The sequence below is a fragment of the Aquirufa sp. A-Brett2-15D genome (assembly GCF_054558735.1).
The window spans coordinates 328,889-345,347 of record NZ_JBSKFT010000003.1 but is presented as its reverse complement, the minus strand read 5'-3'; the positions used below and the strand labels follow the sequence as shown (position 1 = coordinate 345,347).

The 16,459-nt window shown below is 40.7% G+C and carries 13 protein-coding genes; 10 read left to right on the top strand and 3 right to left on the bottom strand.

Annotated elements, in window-relative coordinates:
* The first annotated feature begins 4 nt into the window (after positions 1-4).
* From ACST14_RS09575 to ACST14_RS09560, 4 genes are read left to right on the top strand one after another with little or no spacing between them, the layout of a single operon-like run.
* Positions 5-2,845 carry a LamG-like jellyroll fold domain-containing protein gene (locus tag ACST14_RS09575; RefSeq protein WP_459462973.1) on the top strand — a complete coding sequence of 947 codons (2,841 nt, stop codon included), beginning with the start codon at positions 5-7 and terminating at the stop codon, positions 2,843-2,845.
* 7 nt (positions 2,846-2,852) lie between these two features.
* Positions 2,853-3,647 (top strand): LamG domain-containing protein, encoded by a 795-nt coding sequence (locus ACST14_RS09570; RefSeq protein ID WP_459462971.1) that lies wholly within the window; start codon positions 2,853-2,855, stop codon positions 3,645-3,647.
* 7 nt (positions 3,648-3,654) lie between these two features.
* A complete protein-coding gene (locus ACST14_RS09565; RefSeq protein ID WP_459462969.1) occupies positions 3,655-4,434 on the top strand; it encodes a LamG-like jellyroll fold domain-containing protein in 780 nt (259 codons plus the stop codon).
* Between the two features lie 10 nt (positions 4,435-4,444).
* Entirely contained in the window at positions 4,445-6,142 is a 1,698-nt protein-coding gene (locus ACST14_RS09560; protein ID WP_459462968.1) for an FISUMP domain-containing protein, read from the top strand.
* A gap of 149 nt (positions 6,143-6,291) precedes the next feature.
* Here the strand turns inward: ACST14_RS09560 and ACST14_RS09555 are convergent, their stop codons facing one another.
* On the bottom strand, positions 6,292-7,341 hold the full coding sequence (locus tag ACST14_RS09555; RefSeq protein WP_459462966.1) for a Fic family protein: 1,050 nt from the start codon (positions 7,339-7,341) through the stop codon (positions 6,292-6,294).
* 207 nt (positions 7,342-7,548) lie between these two features.
* Between ACST14_RS09555 and ACST14_RS09550 the strand changes: the two genes are divergently transcribed.
* A complete protein-coding gene (locus tag ACST14_RS09550; protein ID WP_459462964.1) occupies positions 7,549-8,511 on the top strand; it encodes a zinc-binding alcohol dehydrogenase family protein in 963 nt (320 codons plus the stop codon).
* Positions 8,508-8,870 carry a hypothetical protein gene (locus ACST14_RS09545; RefSeq protein WP_459462963.1) on the top strand — a complete coding sequence of 121 codons (363 nt, stop codon included), beginning with the start codon at positions 8,508-8,510 and terminating at the stop codon, positions 8,868-8,870. Before ACST14_RS09550 ends, ACST14_RS09545 begins: the two co-directional genes overlap by 4 nt.
* On the opposite strand, the gene ACST14_RS09540 is transcribed toward ACST14_RS09545, so the two are convergent.
* On the bottom strand, positions 8,867-9,325 hold the full coding sequence (locus ACST14_RS09540; protein WP_459462961.1) for a DUF6174 domain-containing protein: 459 nt from the start codon (positions 9,323-9,325) through the stop codon (positions 8,867-8,869). The genes ACST14_RS09545 and ACST14_RS09540 overlap by 4 nt on opposite strands.
* Before the next feature lie 97 nt (positions 9,326-9,422).
* On the opposite strand from ACST14_RS09540, the gene ACST14_RS09535 reads away from it, so the two are divergent.
* Positions 9,423-10,304, top strand: coding sequence for a hypothetical protein (locus ACST14_RS09535; protein WP_459462959.1), 882 nt, complete (start codon positions 9,423-9,425; stop codon positions 10,302-10,304).
* Here the strand turns inward: ACST14_RS09535 and ACST14_RS09530 are convergent.
* Positions 10,301-11,149, bottom strand: a complete 849-nt coding sequence (locus tag ACST14_RS09530) for a sugar phosphate isomerase/epimerase family protein (protein ID WP_459462957.1) — start codon at positions 11,147-11,149, stop codon at positions 10,301-10,303. The genes ACST14_RS09535 and ACST14_RS09530 overlap by 4 nt on opposite strands.
* A gap of 71 nt (positions 11,150-11,220) precedes the next feature.
* On the opposite strand from ACST14_RS09530, the gene ACST14_RS09525 reads away from it, so the two are divergent.
* The 3 genes from ACST14_RS09525 to ACST14_RS09515 all read left to right on the top strand — a co-directional run bounded on the left by ACST14_RS09525 (position 11,221) and on the right by ACST14_RS09515 (position 16,455).
* Positions 11,221-11,631: a GNAT family N-acetyltransferase gene (locus tag ACST14_RS09525; RefSeq protein ID WP_459462955.1), complete on the top strand. Its 411-nt coding sequence runs from the start codon at positions 11,221-11,223 to the stop codon at positions 11,629-11,631.
* A gap of 135 nt (positions 11,632-11,766) precedes the next feature.
* Positions 11,767-14,979 (top strand): SusC/RagA family TonB-linked outer membrane protein, encoded by a 3,213-nt coding sequence (locus tag ACST14_RS09520; protein WP_459462953.1) that lies wholly within the window; start codon positions 11,767-11,769, stop codon positions 14,977-14,979.
* Positions 14,980-15,000: 21 nt separating this feature from the next.
* Positions 15,001-16,455 carry a RagB/SusD family nutrient uptake outer membrane protein gene (locus ACST14_RS09515; RefSeq protein ID WP_459462951.1) on the top strand — a complete coding sequence of 485 codons (1,455 nt, stop codon included), beginning with the start codon at positions 15,001-15,003 and terminating at the stop codon, positions 16,453-16,455.
* Positions 16,456-16,459 lie beyond the last annotated feature (4 nt).

The window sequence follows — 16,459 nt, the reverse complement described above, 5'->3', positions numbered from 1 at the left end:
ATATATGAAAAAGCTACTCACCTTCCTATTCCTTTTCTCTGCATTTGTTTCAAATGCGCAAAACAACTTGGATAAAATTACTGGGTTGAGCAGTACCACTGCTTCTGTAGCTTATTCCTTAAGACAATTAAGTACGAGTTATACGGGGCCATTAGTTAGGATAAAAGTAGGGGCCTCCTTTTACGATGTGTATCCCGATGCAAGCACGAATAAGTTTAGTTTAAGTTCCAAAATCTCCGCGTCCATCAGCACCTATGATGCAGGAGTAACGGCGGCAAGTACCAATGCTTTAAGCACGATTATTTCGGGGTCTATAGATGCAACGATTGCGATTTGGTACGATCAAAGTGGCAATGCAGTGCATGTATTATCAAATACCTCCATTGCAAAAATTATAACAGCAGGCAACTTAAATACATTATACGGACAGCCCACTATTTATTTCTCTGGAAATAATGGCGAGTCGTTGTTGACCTCTTCTACTACCGTAGATTACAGCGCACTGTCAGGTGCAACGGTAAACGTAGTTGCACAAAATGTAGCTACAACTTCTGCTGTGGGAGGGATTTTTGGTGCTGCTAAGGCCATTGGTCAACCTGGTTACAATATATCCTATGGCGGTACGGGCAGTGGGTATCTATCAGATGGTGCGGGTTGCGAATATAAAACAAGCGTTAGTTCTACAAATCCACAAATAGTCACAAATATTTTTTTAAATACAACGACAAACCTTTCAAATACTTATATAAATGGGGTATTGAAAACTAATTCAGGTAGTCTCTGTTCACTAACCCATACCAGTGGATCAAAAATTTACATCGGGAGTGCGAGAGGGTATGGCCCATTTTCTTTTAATGGAAATATTTCTGAAGCCATCCTATTCCCAAGTCAATTAAGTGATGCAGTACGAAATCCATTAGAAACCAATCAAACTCAAACTTATTTTTCACCTGCTGTAACGATTGCCTCCAGTGCCTCGGGGGCTGTTTGTTTGGGCACATCAGTCACCTTTACAGCCACCACCTATAATTTTAGTGGCACACCTACCCTGCAATGGTATAAAAATGGAACAGCCATTTCTGGTGAAACAAATGCTACATATACAACCACCTCTTTAAGCAATAACGACCAAATAACTGTTAGAGCCACTCCTACAAGTGTATCTGCAACTACTGTAACAAGTAATTTAATTGCAAATTTAGATGCTGGCAATAGCAGTAGTTACAATGGATCTGGTAATACTTGGACAGATTTAACTGGAAATGGCAATAACGTTGCTTTAACCAATACTGGATATTCATCAGTTAACGGAGGAGGTATTGCTTTAAATACCAACGGGTACGGGACACAAACTTTATCAAATCCACCATTTAATGGTGATTTTACTTGGAGTACAATTTTCAAATACAATGATGCGAACTGGGATTGGATTTATAACGTTGGGGGATATAATGGTTTAGTATTAACAGCACTTGGTAAGCCTGCATTAAGCTGGGGAGGTTGGTTTAATAATAAGATTGATGCAGGTGCAGAAGCAGCACTGACGAATGGCAATTACTATATGTTAACTTTTGTCAGAAGTGGAAATGCGATATCCTGTTATCTACAAGCTAGCCCATATGGAGTTGGAAGTAATGTTTCTGGTAATATATCCTTAGTATCTCCACTAATTGGCAAGGGGCCGGGAGGGGAAGCTTGGCAAAACGGTATTGTAAATCTTATATTACTATACAATAGAGCATTGACTCAAAGTGAGATTACTCAAAATTATAACACTTATGCTGCTAGGTTTGGATTTAGTGCTGCAGCCATTTCTTCTAATTCGATAACTGTTTCCATCACAGGATCAACTCCAACCTTTACCGTTAATGGTGATGGCTGTGTAAATAAAACTACACTAACCACCCCTGCGGGAGCCTCTGCCTATGCTTGGCAAAAAGACAATGTAGCTATTCCCGGTGCAAATGTGAGAACATACACCCCTACAACAGCCGGCGATTACAAAGTTCAAGTAACGAGTGGATCATGTACCAATACTAGCACAGTAACTACTATTTATGCCTGTGCTAAAACACCAGAAGGAAAGATGTTACCCATTACATCTTCGACAACTATGGTAGCCACTTCAGGTGAAATAAGTAGTAAATATGGTGTGGACGAAAGAGGGCTAATTTTAACTAACTTGGTCACACCTATCACAAATGGCTTAATGTTATATTTAGATGCAACTCGGCCAGCTTCTTATGGAGGTTCAGGTTCGACATGGAATGATATCAGTGGGCAATTGCCTGCTGGATCGGCCAACTTAGTGGGTAATCCTACCTTTAGTTCAGGTAGCTTCACATTTGGACCAAATATGAATGCTTCAACATCAAAGACGTATACGATTAGTAATCAGTTAACCTTAATCGCATGGGTAAATCCATCTCAACCACAATCTACTTTTACTGGCGTTATTTTTCGTCGAACAAGTTATGATAGTGGGGGTACTGGTATTTTTTTATCAGGTAATACTTTACACTATGATTGGGACAACCAACATTGGAGCTGGAGATCCAATATAACAGTGCCTAATAATCAATGGTCCATGATTGTAATATCCGTGAAAGAAACAGAACTTACTGCCTATTTATGCAATGCAAGCGGAATAATTTCTGATACCAGAGGAAACGGACATGGTTCTTTAACTAGTAAAGGAGCCACTAATTTTCATATTGGCCTAGATCCATATCCAGGTAGAGAATTCAGAGGCAAAATGGGAACAGCCATGGTCTATTCTGTTGGTTTATCAACTGCAGATATCACTACCATTTTTAACGCCCAAAAAGCGTCCTTCGGTTTATAAAATATACATGAAAAAACTCCTACCCTTCCTATTCCTTTTCTCCGCATTCACTTCCCATGCGCAGCGCACGATGTTTGGGGGTAATAATAATTACGTGGCGCCGGCTGCGCCTCCTACCTTGATTACACAAGGGCTTGTTTTACATGTAGATGCTGGGAATTTGGCAAGTTATTCAGGTTCTGGTGTGAATTGGAATGACTTAAGTGGCAGTAATCATGGAACACTCACGAATGGGGCACTTTATAATAGCGGAAACGGCGGTAGTATCGTTTTTGATGGTATTGATGATGTTATCAGTTTTGGTAACATTTTAAATATGGGATTATCTAGTTGGACAATCTCTTGTTGGGCAAAATTTGATGGAGGATCAGGACTTATGGGTATTATTGGTAAAACATCATACAGGTCATATGAGGGTAGATATTCTATCTATATCGATGATAATAATTTAGTTGCGTTTTTTCAACCAGGTTTGAGTAGTATGATTATATCTACTCCACTAACACCCTACTTAGATAATAAATTTCATAATCTAACATTGACGATTAATCGTTCTTCCATGATGTATTTATACGTGGATGGGGTGACAGTAGGAACACCCGTTGACGTGAGTAGTACGAGTGCTATGAATCCAAATTCAAGTGATAAGTTTTACATAGGTTCTTATGCGAGTAGTGACGGTCAAAGCCCACAGTATTTTTATAAAGGTAATATAGGTCAAGCGTTAATATATAACCGAGCACTTACCCCACAGGATGTAACTGCTAATTTTAATGTCCTAAAATCCCGCTTCGGTTTATAAACTAGTTATGAAAAAATTAATCACCATATTATTCATCTTCTCCGCATTTATTTCGAATGCGCAGCGCACTATGTTTGGAGGGCAGAATAATTACGTTGCGCCGGCTGCGGCTTCGGTTCCCTTTCAGGCTCCTGCGATTGCCACTACTGATTTATTAGTATACTTGGATGCCGAAAATCCTACTAGTTATCCAGGTACTGGGAATATATGGTATGATTTAAGTACTAATGTAAACAATGGAACTATAGGAACGAACACGATTGCAAATACGTCCACTACACCCAAAAAATTTACATTTAATGGCACCTCAAGTAATGTAAGTTTTGTCTCTTCCAAATTTAATACTCCCTATACAGGAAAAACAGTGATAGTTGCAGCTAAAATGGATGCGAATTTTGGAACGATTCGATACAGAGCTCTATTTGGCAATTTAAGTCCGCGCAATTTTAATTTATATATTTATAATGACGGATCTAATTATCAAATTCATTTTTCAGCAGGATCTTGGGGGCTAAGTGATGTTGTGCCCCTCTTAACAGATCAGTGGTATGTATTTGCAGCTACACAAGATGCTAACACGATTCGATATTACCTGAATGGGGTATCAGTAGGAAGTACAACAAGTGCTCCCCTGCAACAATATCAATCCTCATCAAATGAATTTTTAGGAATGGCAGACAACTATTGGTATGGGGATATAAACACGGCCTTGATTTATAAAAGATGCTTGTCCCCTGATGAAATATTGCAAAACTTTAACGCACTTAAATCCCGCTTCGGGCTATAAATCTATCTATATGAAAAAAATAATCTTCTTCTGTTTATTATTCGCAGCCTTTATCGCAAATGCGCAGGAATCCTTTTTTCGAGGAAATAACAATTACGTAGGGCCCGTGATCCTAGTCCCTAACCTATCAGCCACAAGCGCTGCTACATCTATTGCACAAACCACAGCTAGTAGCGGGGGGGCCATTTCAGACAATGGTGGTGCGCCCATCACTGCATCGGGTATTTGTTGGAGTTCAACCTCCAGTGCACCCACCCTTTCGGATAGCAAAACCACGGACGGGCCATTGAGCGTAGGGACATTCAGCAGTTCACTTACGGGCTTGACTGCAGGCGTGACCTATAAAGTTAGAGCCTATGCCACGAATAGTAAAGGAACTGGTTATGGCCCAGTTATGGAATTTACGACACTAGCAGTTCCTCCATTTGTTGCGCCAACTGTAATAATTGGTACACAGCAGTGGATGAGTCAGAATTTAAATATTGAAACTTATAGAAATGGCGATGTTATTCCACAAGTTACAGATCCGGCCGCTTGGGGTAATTTAACTACGGGTGCTTGGTGTTATTACAATAATGATCCTGCTAATGGCGCTATTTATGGAAAACTATATAATTGGTATGCTGTAACTGACCCAAGAGGATTAGCTCCTCAAGGTTGGCACGTTTCTACTGGTGCAGAATGGAACACTTTAAATACCTTTTTGGGGGGAGATGCGGCAGCCAATAATAAGATGATGACCACCGGCAGTCCTTGGAATCCCATTAATTCAACCGCTACCAATGAGAGTGGTTTTTCTGGCCTTCCGGGTGGAGTCCGTAACGCCGGAGGATCTCCTTTCTACCGAATTGGCGGATTCGGTTATTGGTGGACTCCTGACAATGGCTACCGCTCTATTTCCTCCGTGGAAGGCTTTTATAGTACGAGCTCTGGAAGTCCTGGATACGGATTCTCTGTTCGTCTCGTTAATGATGAAGCCGCTCCATTTCAAGCGCCAGCCATCGTACAAACAGGACTCATTCTAAATTTAGATGCTGCAAACCCGGCAAGTTATTCGGGAACTGGGTCTACCTGGACCAATTTAGTGACTGGGAATGCTGTTACTAGCTTCTCATTAAGCAGTGGGTCCTATGTAAATAGTGATGGTGGAGTGATACGCTTCCCTAGTACGGGCGGCTTTGCTGAGTCTTCTACGGGATTTGCAAACCTAACAGCGTATACTGTGGAAGTTTGGGTAAAATCAGCTGGAACTAAAGGAGATCAAAATCCGCTAACGAGTTCAAATTATGCTCCTTGTATATTCTCTGAAAAAGTATCTGGAGGAACAGTGAATATGGCTTTGGCCTATAATGCAAGGGCCTGGTCAGGTGCGGCTCACAATAGTTATAGATACACCGCAGCCATGGGAGGGTGGTCGACTTTTGAACCAACTACAAATTATGGGTCCGATTTAAATAACTGGGTTCACATTGTCGCTACCTATAATGGTTCTGTATTAACACTTTACCGAAATGGAGTTTCACTAGGCTCTAGAACTACAAACATAAACTTGCGAGCATCTTCAGTAGGCTATTACATTGCGCATCGCTGGGATATGGGTGATGGCGTTTACGGAGACTATTCTATTGTAAATATGTACAATAGAGACTTATCCTTGTCAGAAATAAACACAAATTATAACGCGGTTAAATCCCGTTTTGGCTTGTAAATAGTAGTAGAACAATTAGATTGTTTAAGCCCAATGGACACGTAGTTCATTGGGCTTTTGTTTAGGCTGGATGACGAAAATCAGATTAGAGATTATAGAGTAGAGAGTATAGATAATAGATAACCCATCTCTACTCTATACTCTATAATCTAAAAATACGTGTTCACCGCAAATTCAAACTGATCCATAAAAATTCGTTTGAACGGCTGGATATTCGTTTGCTCATAAAATACCAGCATCGCCTTCTTGTATTCGAGCGAATCGATGGTTCTAAAGGAAATAGGACAATAGCCATTATTCAACAGAATCGCGTTGCTGATGATACGAGCCGTACGCTTATTCCCATCTAAAAAGGGTTGAATGTAGGAGATTAGCACCAAAACTAGTAAGGCCTTTTCGAACACGTTTTGCTTCACATTAATGAGCTGGCACATTTCGGTTAGCGCCTCTTTGATCTGGAACTCGTTATCGAGTGGGGTATAATTCGTGCCGGAAATACCCACTCTGGAATTGCGAAGATTTCTGGCGATGTCTAATTCTTTGGCCAAAATACTATGAATATCCTCTATACTCGAAACCGTCAACGGGTTCACATAAGTCGGATTTTGAATAATAAAATCAATCGCATCCTTGTGATTCAACAACATGATTGCCTCGTCCTTCGTTTTCCCTGCCGCCGTCTCTTTATCCTTTAATAAGCGCTCCGTTTCTAGTAAAGAATAGGTATTCCCCTCGATCTGAGATGATTTCCAGCTCAAATCGATCGCTAAACGTTCTAATTCTTTCTTATAACCATCAGGTGATAATTTAGCCGCATTGGATGTATGCTTCGCTTGAAATGAATTTAAAAAAAGCGTTTCTGTTTCCGTGAAAAGCGCTAGATTTTTTAAGGTTTCACTAATTAAGTCCAAATTAAAGGATGCCTGAATCGTTCTATCATCAATTTCTTTACTAAAGTAATCACCTACATCGACTGGACTTAACACCGCAAATCCTGGACTTATAATATAGCGGCTACCCTTGAGCTCCCCTATTTTAGTTAATTGGCCTTTAATACACAATCCCTGAAGTGACCTTCGCAGGGTAATTACACTTATAGGCAAATCCAGCCCCTCTAAAATTTCAGAAGATGCGCACTGGGGGTGATCCTTCACAAATTGAATAATCTCGGAATCTCTGTTTGTGGGCTTTTTGGGCATCTTTGTATTTTTATCGATCACAAAAATACAATTTATCGATCACTTTACACTCTTTTATGATCGATAAAATCATTTTTCGTGAGCGATAAAAGAGAACAGTAGTCAGTGGGTAGTGAGCAGTGGGCAGTAGTCCGGAGGGAATGAGTCCGAAGGATTCATTCACCATTTTATACCGCTCCATTTAATTAAAATTATTAATTTCAACCCATGCAACAATGGATATGTACTGAACCCGGAATACTGAGCCTAAACGAGGCAGAAATACCTCAGCGCGCGGCTGGATCTTCCCTCCTCCGCGTTCGAAACATAGGTATCTGCGGAACTGACATTCACGCCTTCGCTGGCAATCAACCCTTCTTTTCTTATCCCCGCATTTTAGGTCACGAACTGGCGGTTGAAATCGTGGAATCTGATACCTTTTCGCCCGGCGAATTAGCTACGATTATCCCTTATTTTAATTGTGATTCCTGTGAAGCTTGCACCGCGGAGAAAGGGAATTGCTGTGAAACTTTGCAAGTTTTTGGGGTGCATATCGATGGAGGAATGCGGGAGTATATCTGCGTAGAAGATCGCTACATTTTACTCGGAAATGGGCTATCGGCGGAAGAACTTGCTTTAGTAGAGCCTTTGTCTATTGCAGCACATGGGCTTCGGAGAGCCGCGATAAAACCAGGGGAAAAAGTCCTTGTAATGGGCGCCGGCCCCATCGGATTGTTCACGATTTTATTAGCGAAAATCCAAGGTGCTTTGGTCGAGGTTGCAGAACCGAACGCAGCTCGTTTGAAGTTTTGCATCGAAAATTTAGGGGTTTCAGAAGCCTCCGCGAACGCTTATTCCACCGTCATCGATGCCACAGGAAATCTAGCTGCCATCGAATCTGGTTTCGCTAAAATGGCCCATGGTGGGAAATACGTTTTGATCGGTTTGCAAAAACAATCGATCTCCTTCTCGCACCCTGAATTTCACAAGCGCGAAGCGACGTTAATGAGCAGTCGCAATGCGACGATCGAAGATTTCAGGTACGTGATGGATTTGCTAAGGAATGGCAAGATTCAGGAAGGGAGGTTTATTAGCCATCGTTTTGGCAAAAATCAACTTCTTGATATTTTTACAAAAATTAACGAGCCCGGTGCACAGGTAATTAAAGCGATGATTACTTTAGCAGAATGAAACGACTACTACTTTTCTGCCTGCTTTTAGGTGCCTGTAAATCACAAGAGGTCTTGCCAGAAAACTGTTTCAAAGGCAGGCTATCTTTAAAAGGAATTTGCAATAATTATGTGATCGAATTAGTGGAAGGCTCCATAGACACCTCGAGAGTCGAAGCCCAATGGAAAAATCCAGACACGGGTAAAATCTATACAAATGCGTTCGCACTTTCTAATCCCTGCGCCCTACCGGTTAGCCTACAGGAAGGCGACGAATTCTTATTCAAATTAGATGCCAGCCAGCTGACGGCAGAATGTGTTACTTGCAAAGCCTATTCCCCTACGCCTAGAAAAGCGCTCCCCATCTCTATTTGCCCCTAGTTGATTTTAAAATTCGTGATTTCATATCCGATTTCCTCATCCGCGATCATTTCAGAAAAATCGAAAAACACGCTAGTAGGATAACCGTAAGTTGGATTAAAATTCAATGTTTGCTTAACTGGTTTTCTATCCACATTTGCCTTGATCACCTGCAATAATTCTGGAATCGTATACATCACACCATAGCGTTCTGCTTTATTATACGGCGCGCCATTAACGGTGGAAATCTTACCATTTTGGACCACGATTTGATTTGGCCCCACATATTCTATAGTACAATAACAGACCCTTTTAAACGAAAAAGAATAGTTTTCAATCTTCTTTTCGTTCCAAAGATTCAGATTCACCGTCACGTCATCCAGCGGCTCTACGGTCTTGCAGCCAAGAAATAAAAGAAAAATGGTGAGTGGTAAATGGTGAATGGTAAATGATCGCCACCAATTCGGCTTAAGCATAGTATTAATATTTAGATAGCAATATTGGAAAATAATTTATTAATTAGAACGATATATGAGATAAAGCGTTAAGATTTGTAGAAATAACCGAAAGCAAATGAAAAATCTATTGATTGCATTCCTACTCTTATTTGCCACCCATGCGATGGCCCAAGATTCCACCTATGTCCGTTTGGAATTAAAAAATGGCAAAACGGTCGGTGGCCAACTAATTCAAAAGTCTGAAACGGAGGTTTCAATTGCTACATCAGATCTAGGTCAAGTCACCATTCCTTGGTCGACCATTAAATCGATGAACATGGTCGCAAAAGAGGAGATAGATCAATTAGCGAATCCTCAGCCATCCCGTTATTTCTTCGCGCCATCTGCGATTCCCTTAAAAAAAGGCGATAAATACTATCAAAATGCCCTGTTTTTACTCAATTCCTTCCAAGCTGGTTTAACAGATCATTTCTCCATAGGAGTAGGTATTCTGGTTCCTTTTGCCATTTATATTACCCCTAAAATAGGCTACCAAGTAGCGGACAAGGTGCATGTGGGAGGGGGAATTCTGTTTGCAACATCCCTTATTTCGGATTTTAACTTTGGTGTAGGAACCGTTTACGGATCATTTACTTATGGTTCGAACGAACATAATGTCACTTTGAATGCAGGCTTAGGAGCTGTAAATGAAAATAGCGGGCTGGGGAGTTCAAGTTATAACTGGAAATTCGCAAAGAACCCTATGTTTACTATTTCTGGCATGACTCGGGTTTCCAAAAAGATATTGCTAATTTCTGAGAACTGGATATTCTCAAATACAACAAATAACTATGACGCTAATAATCAATTGTTAAATTCAACAACTGCCTATAATGGAATTTTATCCGTAGGGGCACGAATAATAGGGGAACGCTCAGCCTTCGACGTAGGGTTTTTATCCCCTACTTTCACTAAGCTTTCAGCGATCCCCTATATTGCTTACAACATTAAATTCTAAAGGCTCTTCAAATACGCAATACTTAAAGGAACAAATTGCACCTCTTGATTACTTTCATCCTCGATGAAGCAATGCTCGATGCCGTTCTTTTTCGCTAGTTTGATGATGGCTTTCCAATTGCCCTGACCCGTTCCTACTGGGACGTCGTTTTCAGCAGGAGTTCCGCCCGTTAAATCTCCAGCAACGCCTTTGCGAAGATCTTTTACGTGCATTAATTTAAAGCGTGTAGGATATTTCTTCAATAATTTCTCTGGCATATCGGCGCCGCCGCCATGCATCGTCCATAAAACGTCCATCTCGAAGGAAACATATTCTGGATTTGTGTTTTGGATGATGTAATCTAAAAGTGTTTCCTTTTTGCCAAAAGGCTGGAACTCATAGCCATGATCATGGTAACAAAGCGTCAAACCATTTTCTCTGAACTTTTTACCTGCTTCATTGAATACAGCTACGGCCTTCTCTGCTTCCTCTAAAGTAAAACCTCCGCGAACCTTGTGCGGAATCCACGCGCACATCACAAATTTCGCGCCTAAAATCTTTGCCTTAGCGATCGCGTCTGCCGGATTTGCTAAATCGTTAAAATCCACCCCGGTAGAAGGAACAGAAATACCGCGATCAGCACACATTTGTTTGAATTGCTCTGGGGTTTGACCCTTTTGTGCGCTACCCTCGATCTCCGTTATTCCCATGGACTGAATAAGGTCTAAGGTTTTAGCTACGTCTTTAGGAAAATGATTCCGGAAAGTATAAGCTTGAACACCAATCGGATAGGTGTATAATTTCTGCGCTTGCACGAAGAAAGGCACTGCCAAAAGGCATACCAGTACTAGTTGTTTAATTTTCATTTTGTATAGGTTTTATGTAAAAATGACTTTTTTTTGTGAATTATTTAAGATTCTTAAAAAAATAATTTTCCATGCCTATCTCCTACATTGCTCAGCCTGAAATTACACTACAAGATTTCATCCACATATTAGATAAATCCACCTTAGGATTGCGCCGTCCTTTAGCAGATTTAGCGGCGATGCAACTAATGTTCCAGCACGGAAATGTATATGTGGGAGCGTATGATGGAAGCAAATTAGTAGGTTTAGCGCGCGTAATGACCGATTTTGTCTTTACTAGTTATTTGTCAGACCTAGCTATTGACGTAGACTACCAGCACCGGGGCATAGGGAAACAGCTTATCATTGAAGTCAAAAATTTTATCCCTAGAGCGAAGATTATCCTCTTAGCGGCACCTGCGGCGGAAGCATATTATCCGAAGATTGGGATGCAAAAACACGAACATTGCTACTTTACAGACAGTGTAGAAGAGTTGAAATAATTGGTCTTTTTCTTTGATTTTTAAACATTATCTGCTTTTTTTCGGTTTGAAAGCCAAAGAATAGTTTGGTAATCAGCATAATACCCAAATTTATTAAATCATTTTTTAACCCAATTTTTGAAACATTCATCGCTTATGAAAACAAAAATTACTAGCCTTTTGACACTAATCTTAGTGTTCATGATGCAGGTATCGTTCGCCCAGAAAGCAACGAAAACTGTAACAGGTACGGTAGCAGATGAGAACGGCCAACCATTAGTGGGCGCAACTGTTATCGTAAATGGAACAAAAACGGGAACTAACACAGACAAGTCTGGAAAGTTCTCGATCGCGGCCGCGGATGGCCAAAGTTTAACATTCAGCTTCGTAGGCTATACTAAATCTACGGTTGCTGTAACAAGTGCCACTTCATCTGTTCAAGTAGCATTAACATCTGACAATACCTTAGATGAGGTTATCGTCACTTCATACAGTACTACTGCTAAACAATCGTTTACAGGTACAGCGAAAGTAGTTGATGCAAAAAACATCGAGCGTAAAAACTTCTCTAACATCTCTAAAGGATTAGCGGGTGAAGCTGCCGGTGTAACGGTAATTAACTCTTCTGGTCAACCAGGAACTGCTGCTGCGATTCGTATTCGTGGTATCGGTACCGTAAATGGTAGCCGTGGTCCACTTTACGTATTAGATGGTGTGCCTTTTGAAGGAAATATCAACTCGATTAATCCAGGTGATATCGAAAACACTACTATCTTAAAAGATGCGGCTGCAACAGCTATCTACGGTTCTCGTGGAGCGAATGGTGTGGTGGTAATCAATACAAAGAGGGGTAGCAGAACGGGTGAGGCTGTAATTGAATTAGAATTAAAGTCTGGTCAAAACATGAGCTTATTGCCTCGTTACAGTACTATACGTAACCCAGAGCAATACATTGGGTTAACGTGGGAAGGCTGGTATAACAGAGGTGTTGCTTTAGCGAATGCTAACCCGACTGCTTACGCAAACACGAACTTGTTTGCTAACATGCCTAATTACAACATGTGGACTGTTCCTGCGGCTCAATTAATTAACCCAGTTACAAGACAAGTAAATCCAGGTGTTCAACGTCGTTATATCCCTGAGAATTGGGCTGATTACGGTTTCCAAAATTCAAATCGTAACGAAGCTAACTTAAAAATCAGTGGAGGTAATAGCAAAACACGTTATTTCGCTTCTTATGGTGCTTTAGAAGACATCGGTTACTCTGTAAACACAGATTACAAACGTTATTCAACTCGTTTGAACTTGACTCACAATCCGAAGTCTTGGTTAAGCTCTACGACGAACATCGGTTATTCTTACGGTGTAACAAACAACCCAGGTCAATCATCTGACTCAGGTTCTGTATTCTGGTTTGTGGATAACTTGCCACCGATCTATCCTTTATTCTTACACGATAACACAACTTCACAATATGTTCGTGATCCATACTATAATGGATACCAATACGATTACGGTGTAGGTCGTGGTTTCGGTGCCTTGACGAACTCAATTGCTGATGCTAAATTAGGTATCCGTAATACGAAGTCACATGATATCAATGCGGCGACTTCGTTGAACATCCAAATCACTCCTGGTTTATCTTTAGAGAACAAATTAGGTTTACAGTATTCAAACGCTTCTTTGGATTTACAAAACAACCCATTCTATGGTCCTAACGCTGGTCAAGGGGGTTATATCTACAAGCAAAAAACGGAGAACTTAAACTATAACTTGTTAAATTTATTACGTTACAAGAAATCGTTTAATGTTAACAACTTTGAAGCATTCGTTGCGCACGAAAGTTATGCAACCGAAACTAAATTTATGTTCGCTTCAATGTACAAATTAGTGATGCCAGACGGTGTTGAATTTAACAACGCGGTTATCTCTAACCCTCCAGGGTCTTACTTGAACAACTACTCTTTAGAGTCGTATTTCGGTCAATTAAACTATGACTATGATGGAAAGTACTTCTTATCAGCAACGGTAAGACGCGACGGATCATCTCGTTTCTTGAAAAACAAATGGGGTGATTTCGGTTCAGTAGGTGCTGCTTGGTTAGTATCTAAAGAGCCATTCATGGCAAATGTTCCATTGATCAAGGATTGGAAATTGAAAGCTTCTTACGGTTTAATTGGAGAGCAAGGTGGTATCGGTCTTTATCCTGGATATGACTTATTCCAAGTTCAAAATTTAAACGCAAACATCTCATTATCTTTCGTTTCGAAGGGTAATCCAGATTTAACGTGGGAGATTTCTAAGCAGATGCAGGTAGGAACTGAATTCAAATTAGGTAAATACCTAGACGTTGCTATCGATTACTACACTAAGACGACTGATAACTTAATCTTCGATCGCCGTGTGGGACCTTCAGTAGGTTATGCGTCTCTTCGTGTAAACGATGGTGCTTTACGTAATACGGGTGTTGAATTCGACGTAACAGCACACTTAATTCAATCGAAGAAGAACTACTTAGATTTCACAGTTAATGGTGAGATAATCGAAAACAGAATGCTTCGTTTACCGATCGACCCTGCTACGGGTAAAGAGAAAATCATCGACATCGATGGTCTTTATGGTAGAGCGGTAGGTCACTCGATCTTCGATTTTTACACTCGTGAGTACGCAGGTGTTAACCCAGAGACGGGTGTTTCTGAGTGGAACGTATATTGGGTAGATTCGAACGCAGATGGAATTCGCCAAGCAGCGGAAAACATCAAGTCAATGGCTGATTTCGAAGCTACTGCTACAGCAGAAACATTGAAGACTGTCAAAGTTTCTCGTACAACTGCTTATGCAGATGCAACAAATAAATTTATCAACAAATCCCCGTTCCCTAAAGTAAGAGGAGCATTTAGCTTTAATGGTGGAATAGGTAACTTTGACATCAATATGCAATTCCTATATAGCTTAGGCGGTTATGCGTATGATGGTGCTTATGCTGGATTAATGAACTCAGGTGGTGCTGCAGGTGGTAATAACTACCATATCGATATCTTAGAAAGATGGACTCAGAGAGGTCAAGCAACAAGTGTTCCACGTTTATCTGCGGGACAAGATGCTAACGTAAGTTCTGGATCTACTCGCTTCATTGTTAAATCGGATTTCTTGGCTTTGAACAACCTTCAAATCGGTTACAAGGTTCCTAGCAAGTTCTTCACAAACAGCCCTATTTCAGGTGTTTACCTTTGGGTGTCTGGAGATAATTTATTCCTAGCTTCTGCAAGAGATGGTTTTAACCCTAGTTCGGCTGAAACAGGTGGATCTGATACGTATCGTTACTCTCCACTGTCTACTATGACAGCAGGTTTACGCGTTAAGTTTTAATTTTTTAAACGAAATAAAAAGATGAAAACAGTATATAAAATTTTATTTGCGACTGTTCTTTTAGGAACGGTTAGTTGTAAAGAAGAATTTTTGCAGACAGAACCGACGGAATTGATTTCAGCAAATCAAATTCAGGAAGCGTCTGCATTAAATCCAGGTTTACAATCTGCGAACGTAGCAGGTATTTATGCAACGATGTATGGCGCTGGAACCGGCGGTACGTCTGGACACGATGACTTTGGTCATAAGTCATACGATATGTACGGAGACATGCTTTCCGGAGATATGGCTTTAACTTCGGTTATTTACGGATGGTTTAGAACGATTACAGAATTCCAAACAACGGTAGATTATACTCAAGCAGATAATTACCAAGTATGGCGTTTCTACTACCGCTTAATTTTCGCGGCTAACACGGTTATCGATGGTTTAGGTGGAAGTGAAGCCATTCCTGCAACGGCCTCAGGTCGCTGGTTCATGGGTCAAGCTAAGGCAATGCGTGCATTTAGTTATTTCTACTTAGCACAGTATTTCCAAAACGAATACACTCCATCTGAGAAGATTTTACCATTATACAAGAACACAGTAGATCCAAACTTGCCTAAAAGCACTGCAGCGGATGTGTATGCTTTAATGGTGAAAGATTTAACGGATGCTCAGTCTTTATTATCTGATTTTTCTCGTACAAATAAATCTGAGGTAAACGCTTCTGTAGCAAAAGGTATGTTAGCCTATGTTCACGGTGCCATGGGTAACAACGCTGCGATGAAAACAGTTACGGCTGATGTAATCTCAACTGGAGGATTCAAAATCATGACTGCGGCTGAAGCAACTGGTGGTTTTAATGCCTTAGCAACTAGCCAATGGATGTGGGGTGTAGATATCACAGTAGATTCTAAGCTTAATCTGATCTCTTGGTGGGGCCAAATGGACCTTTATACCTATTCTTACGCTTGGGCGGGAGATATCAAAGGTATGGACAAAGGTTTATATGATTTAATCCCTTCAGATGACATTAGAAAAGCTCAATTCTCAGCTTCTAATAAATTAGCTCCTATCGGGAAGTTCTACCACCCAGCTAAAGTAATCGGAGGTCAAAGAACAATCGACGCGGATTATGTTTACATGCGTGTGGAAGAGATGTACTTGTTAAATGCAGAAGCTTGTGCTAAAACAGGTGACGAAGCAGGTGCAAGAAAGTCGCTTAAAGCAATCATGGCATTACGTGTTCCTGATGCATCTTATATCGATGCGTTAACAGGTAAAGCGTTACAAGATGAGATTTACTTACAGACTCGTATTGAGCTTTGGGGTGAAGGAAAAGCGTACTTATCATTGAAGAGAAACAAGGGTACAACAAACCGTGGGTCTAACCACTTGAAGTTCGTTGCTACTCCAGTTCTTCACAACGATACACGTTTAACCTTTAAAATTCCTATTGAAGAGGTTCAAAACAACCCGAACTTGAATAAGTAATTCA

Bases quoted from the DNA above. Each gene is read 5' to 3' on its own strand.
- ACST14_RS09575 (WP_459462973.1), top strand. From the start codon at position 5: ATGAAAAAGCTACTCACCTTCCTATTCCTTTTCTCTGCATTTGTTTCA.
- ACST14_RS09570 (WP_459462971.1), top strand. From the start codon at position 2,853: ATGAAAAAACTCCTACCCTTCCTATTCCTTTTCTCCGCATTCACTTCC.
- ACST14_RS09565 (WP_459462969.1), top strand. From the start codon at position 3,655: ATGAAAAAATTAATCACCATATTATTCATCTTCTCCGCATTTATTTCG.
- ACST14_RS09560 (WP_459462968.1), top strand. From the start codon at position 4,445: ATGAAAAAAATAATCTTCTTCTGTTTATTATTCGCAGCCTTTATCGCA.
- ACST14_RS09555 (WP_459462966.1), bottom strand. From the start codon at position 7,341: ATGCCCAAAAAGCCCACAAACAGAGATTCCGAGATTATTCAATTTGTG.
- ACST14_RS09550 (WP_459462964.1), top strand. From the start codon at position 7,549: ATGCAACAATGGATATGTACTGAACCCGGAATACTGAGCCTAAACGAG.
- ACST14_RS09545 (WP_459462963.1), top strand. From the start codon at position 8,508: ATGAAACGACTACTACTTTTCTGCCTGCTTTTAGGTGCCTGTAAATCA.
- ACST14_RS09540 (WP_459462961.1), bottom strand. From the start codon at position 9,325: ATGCTTAAGCCGAATTGGTGGCGATCATTTACCATTCACCATTTACCA.
- ACST14_RS09535 (WP_459462959.1), top strand. From the start codon at position 9,423: ATGAAAAATCTATTGATTGCATTCCTACTCTTATTTGCCACCCATGCG.
- ACST14_RS09530 (WP_459462957.1), bottom strand. From the start codon at position 11,149: ATGAAAATTAAACAACTAGTACTGGTATGCCTTTTGGCAGTGCCTTTC.
- ACST14_RS09525 (WP_459462955.1), top strand. From the start codon at position 11,221: ATGCCTATCTCCTACATTGCTCAGCCTGAAATTACACTACAAGATTTC.
- ACST14_RS09520 (WP_459462953.1), top strand. From the start codon at position 11,767: ATGAAAACAAAAATTACTAGCCTTTTGACACTAATCTTAGTGTTCATG.
- ACST14_RS09515 (WP_459462951.1), top strand. From the start codon at position 15,001: ATGAAAACAGTATATAAAATTTTATTTGCGACTGTTCTTTTAGGAACG.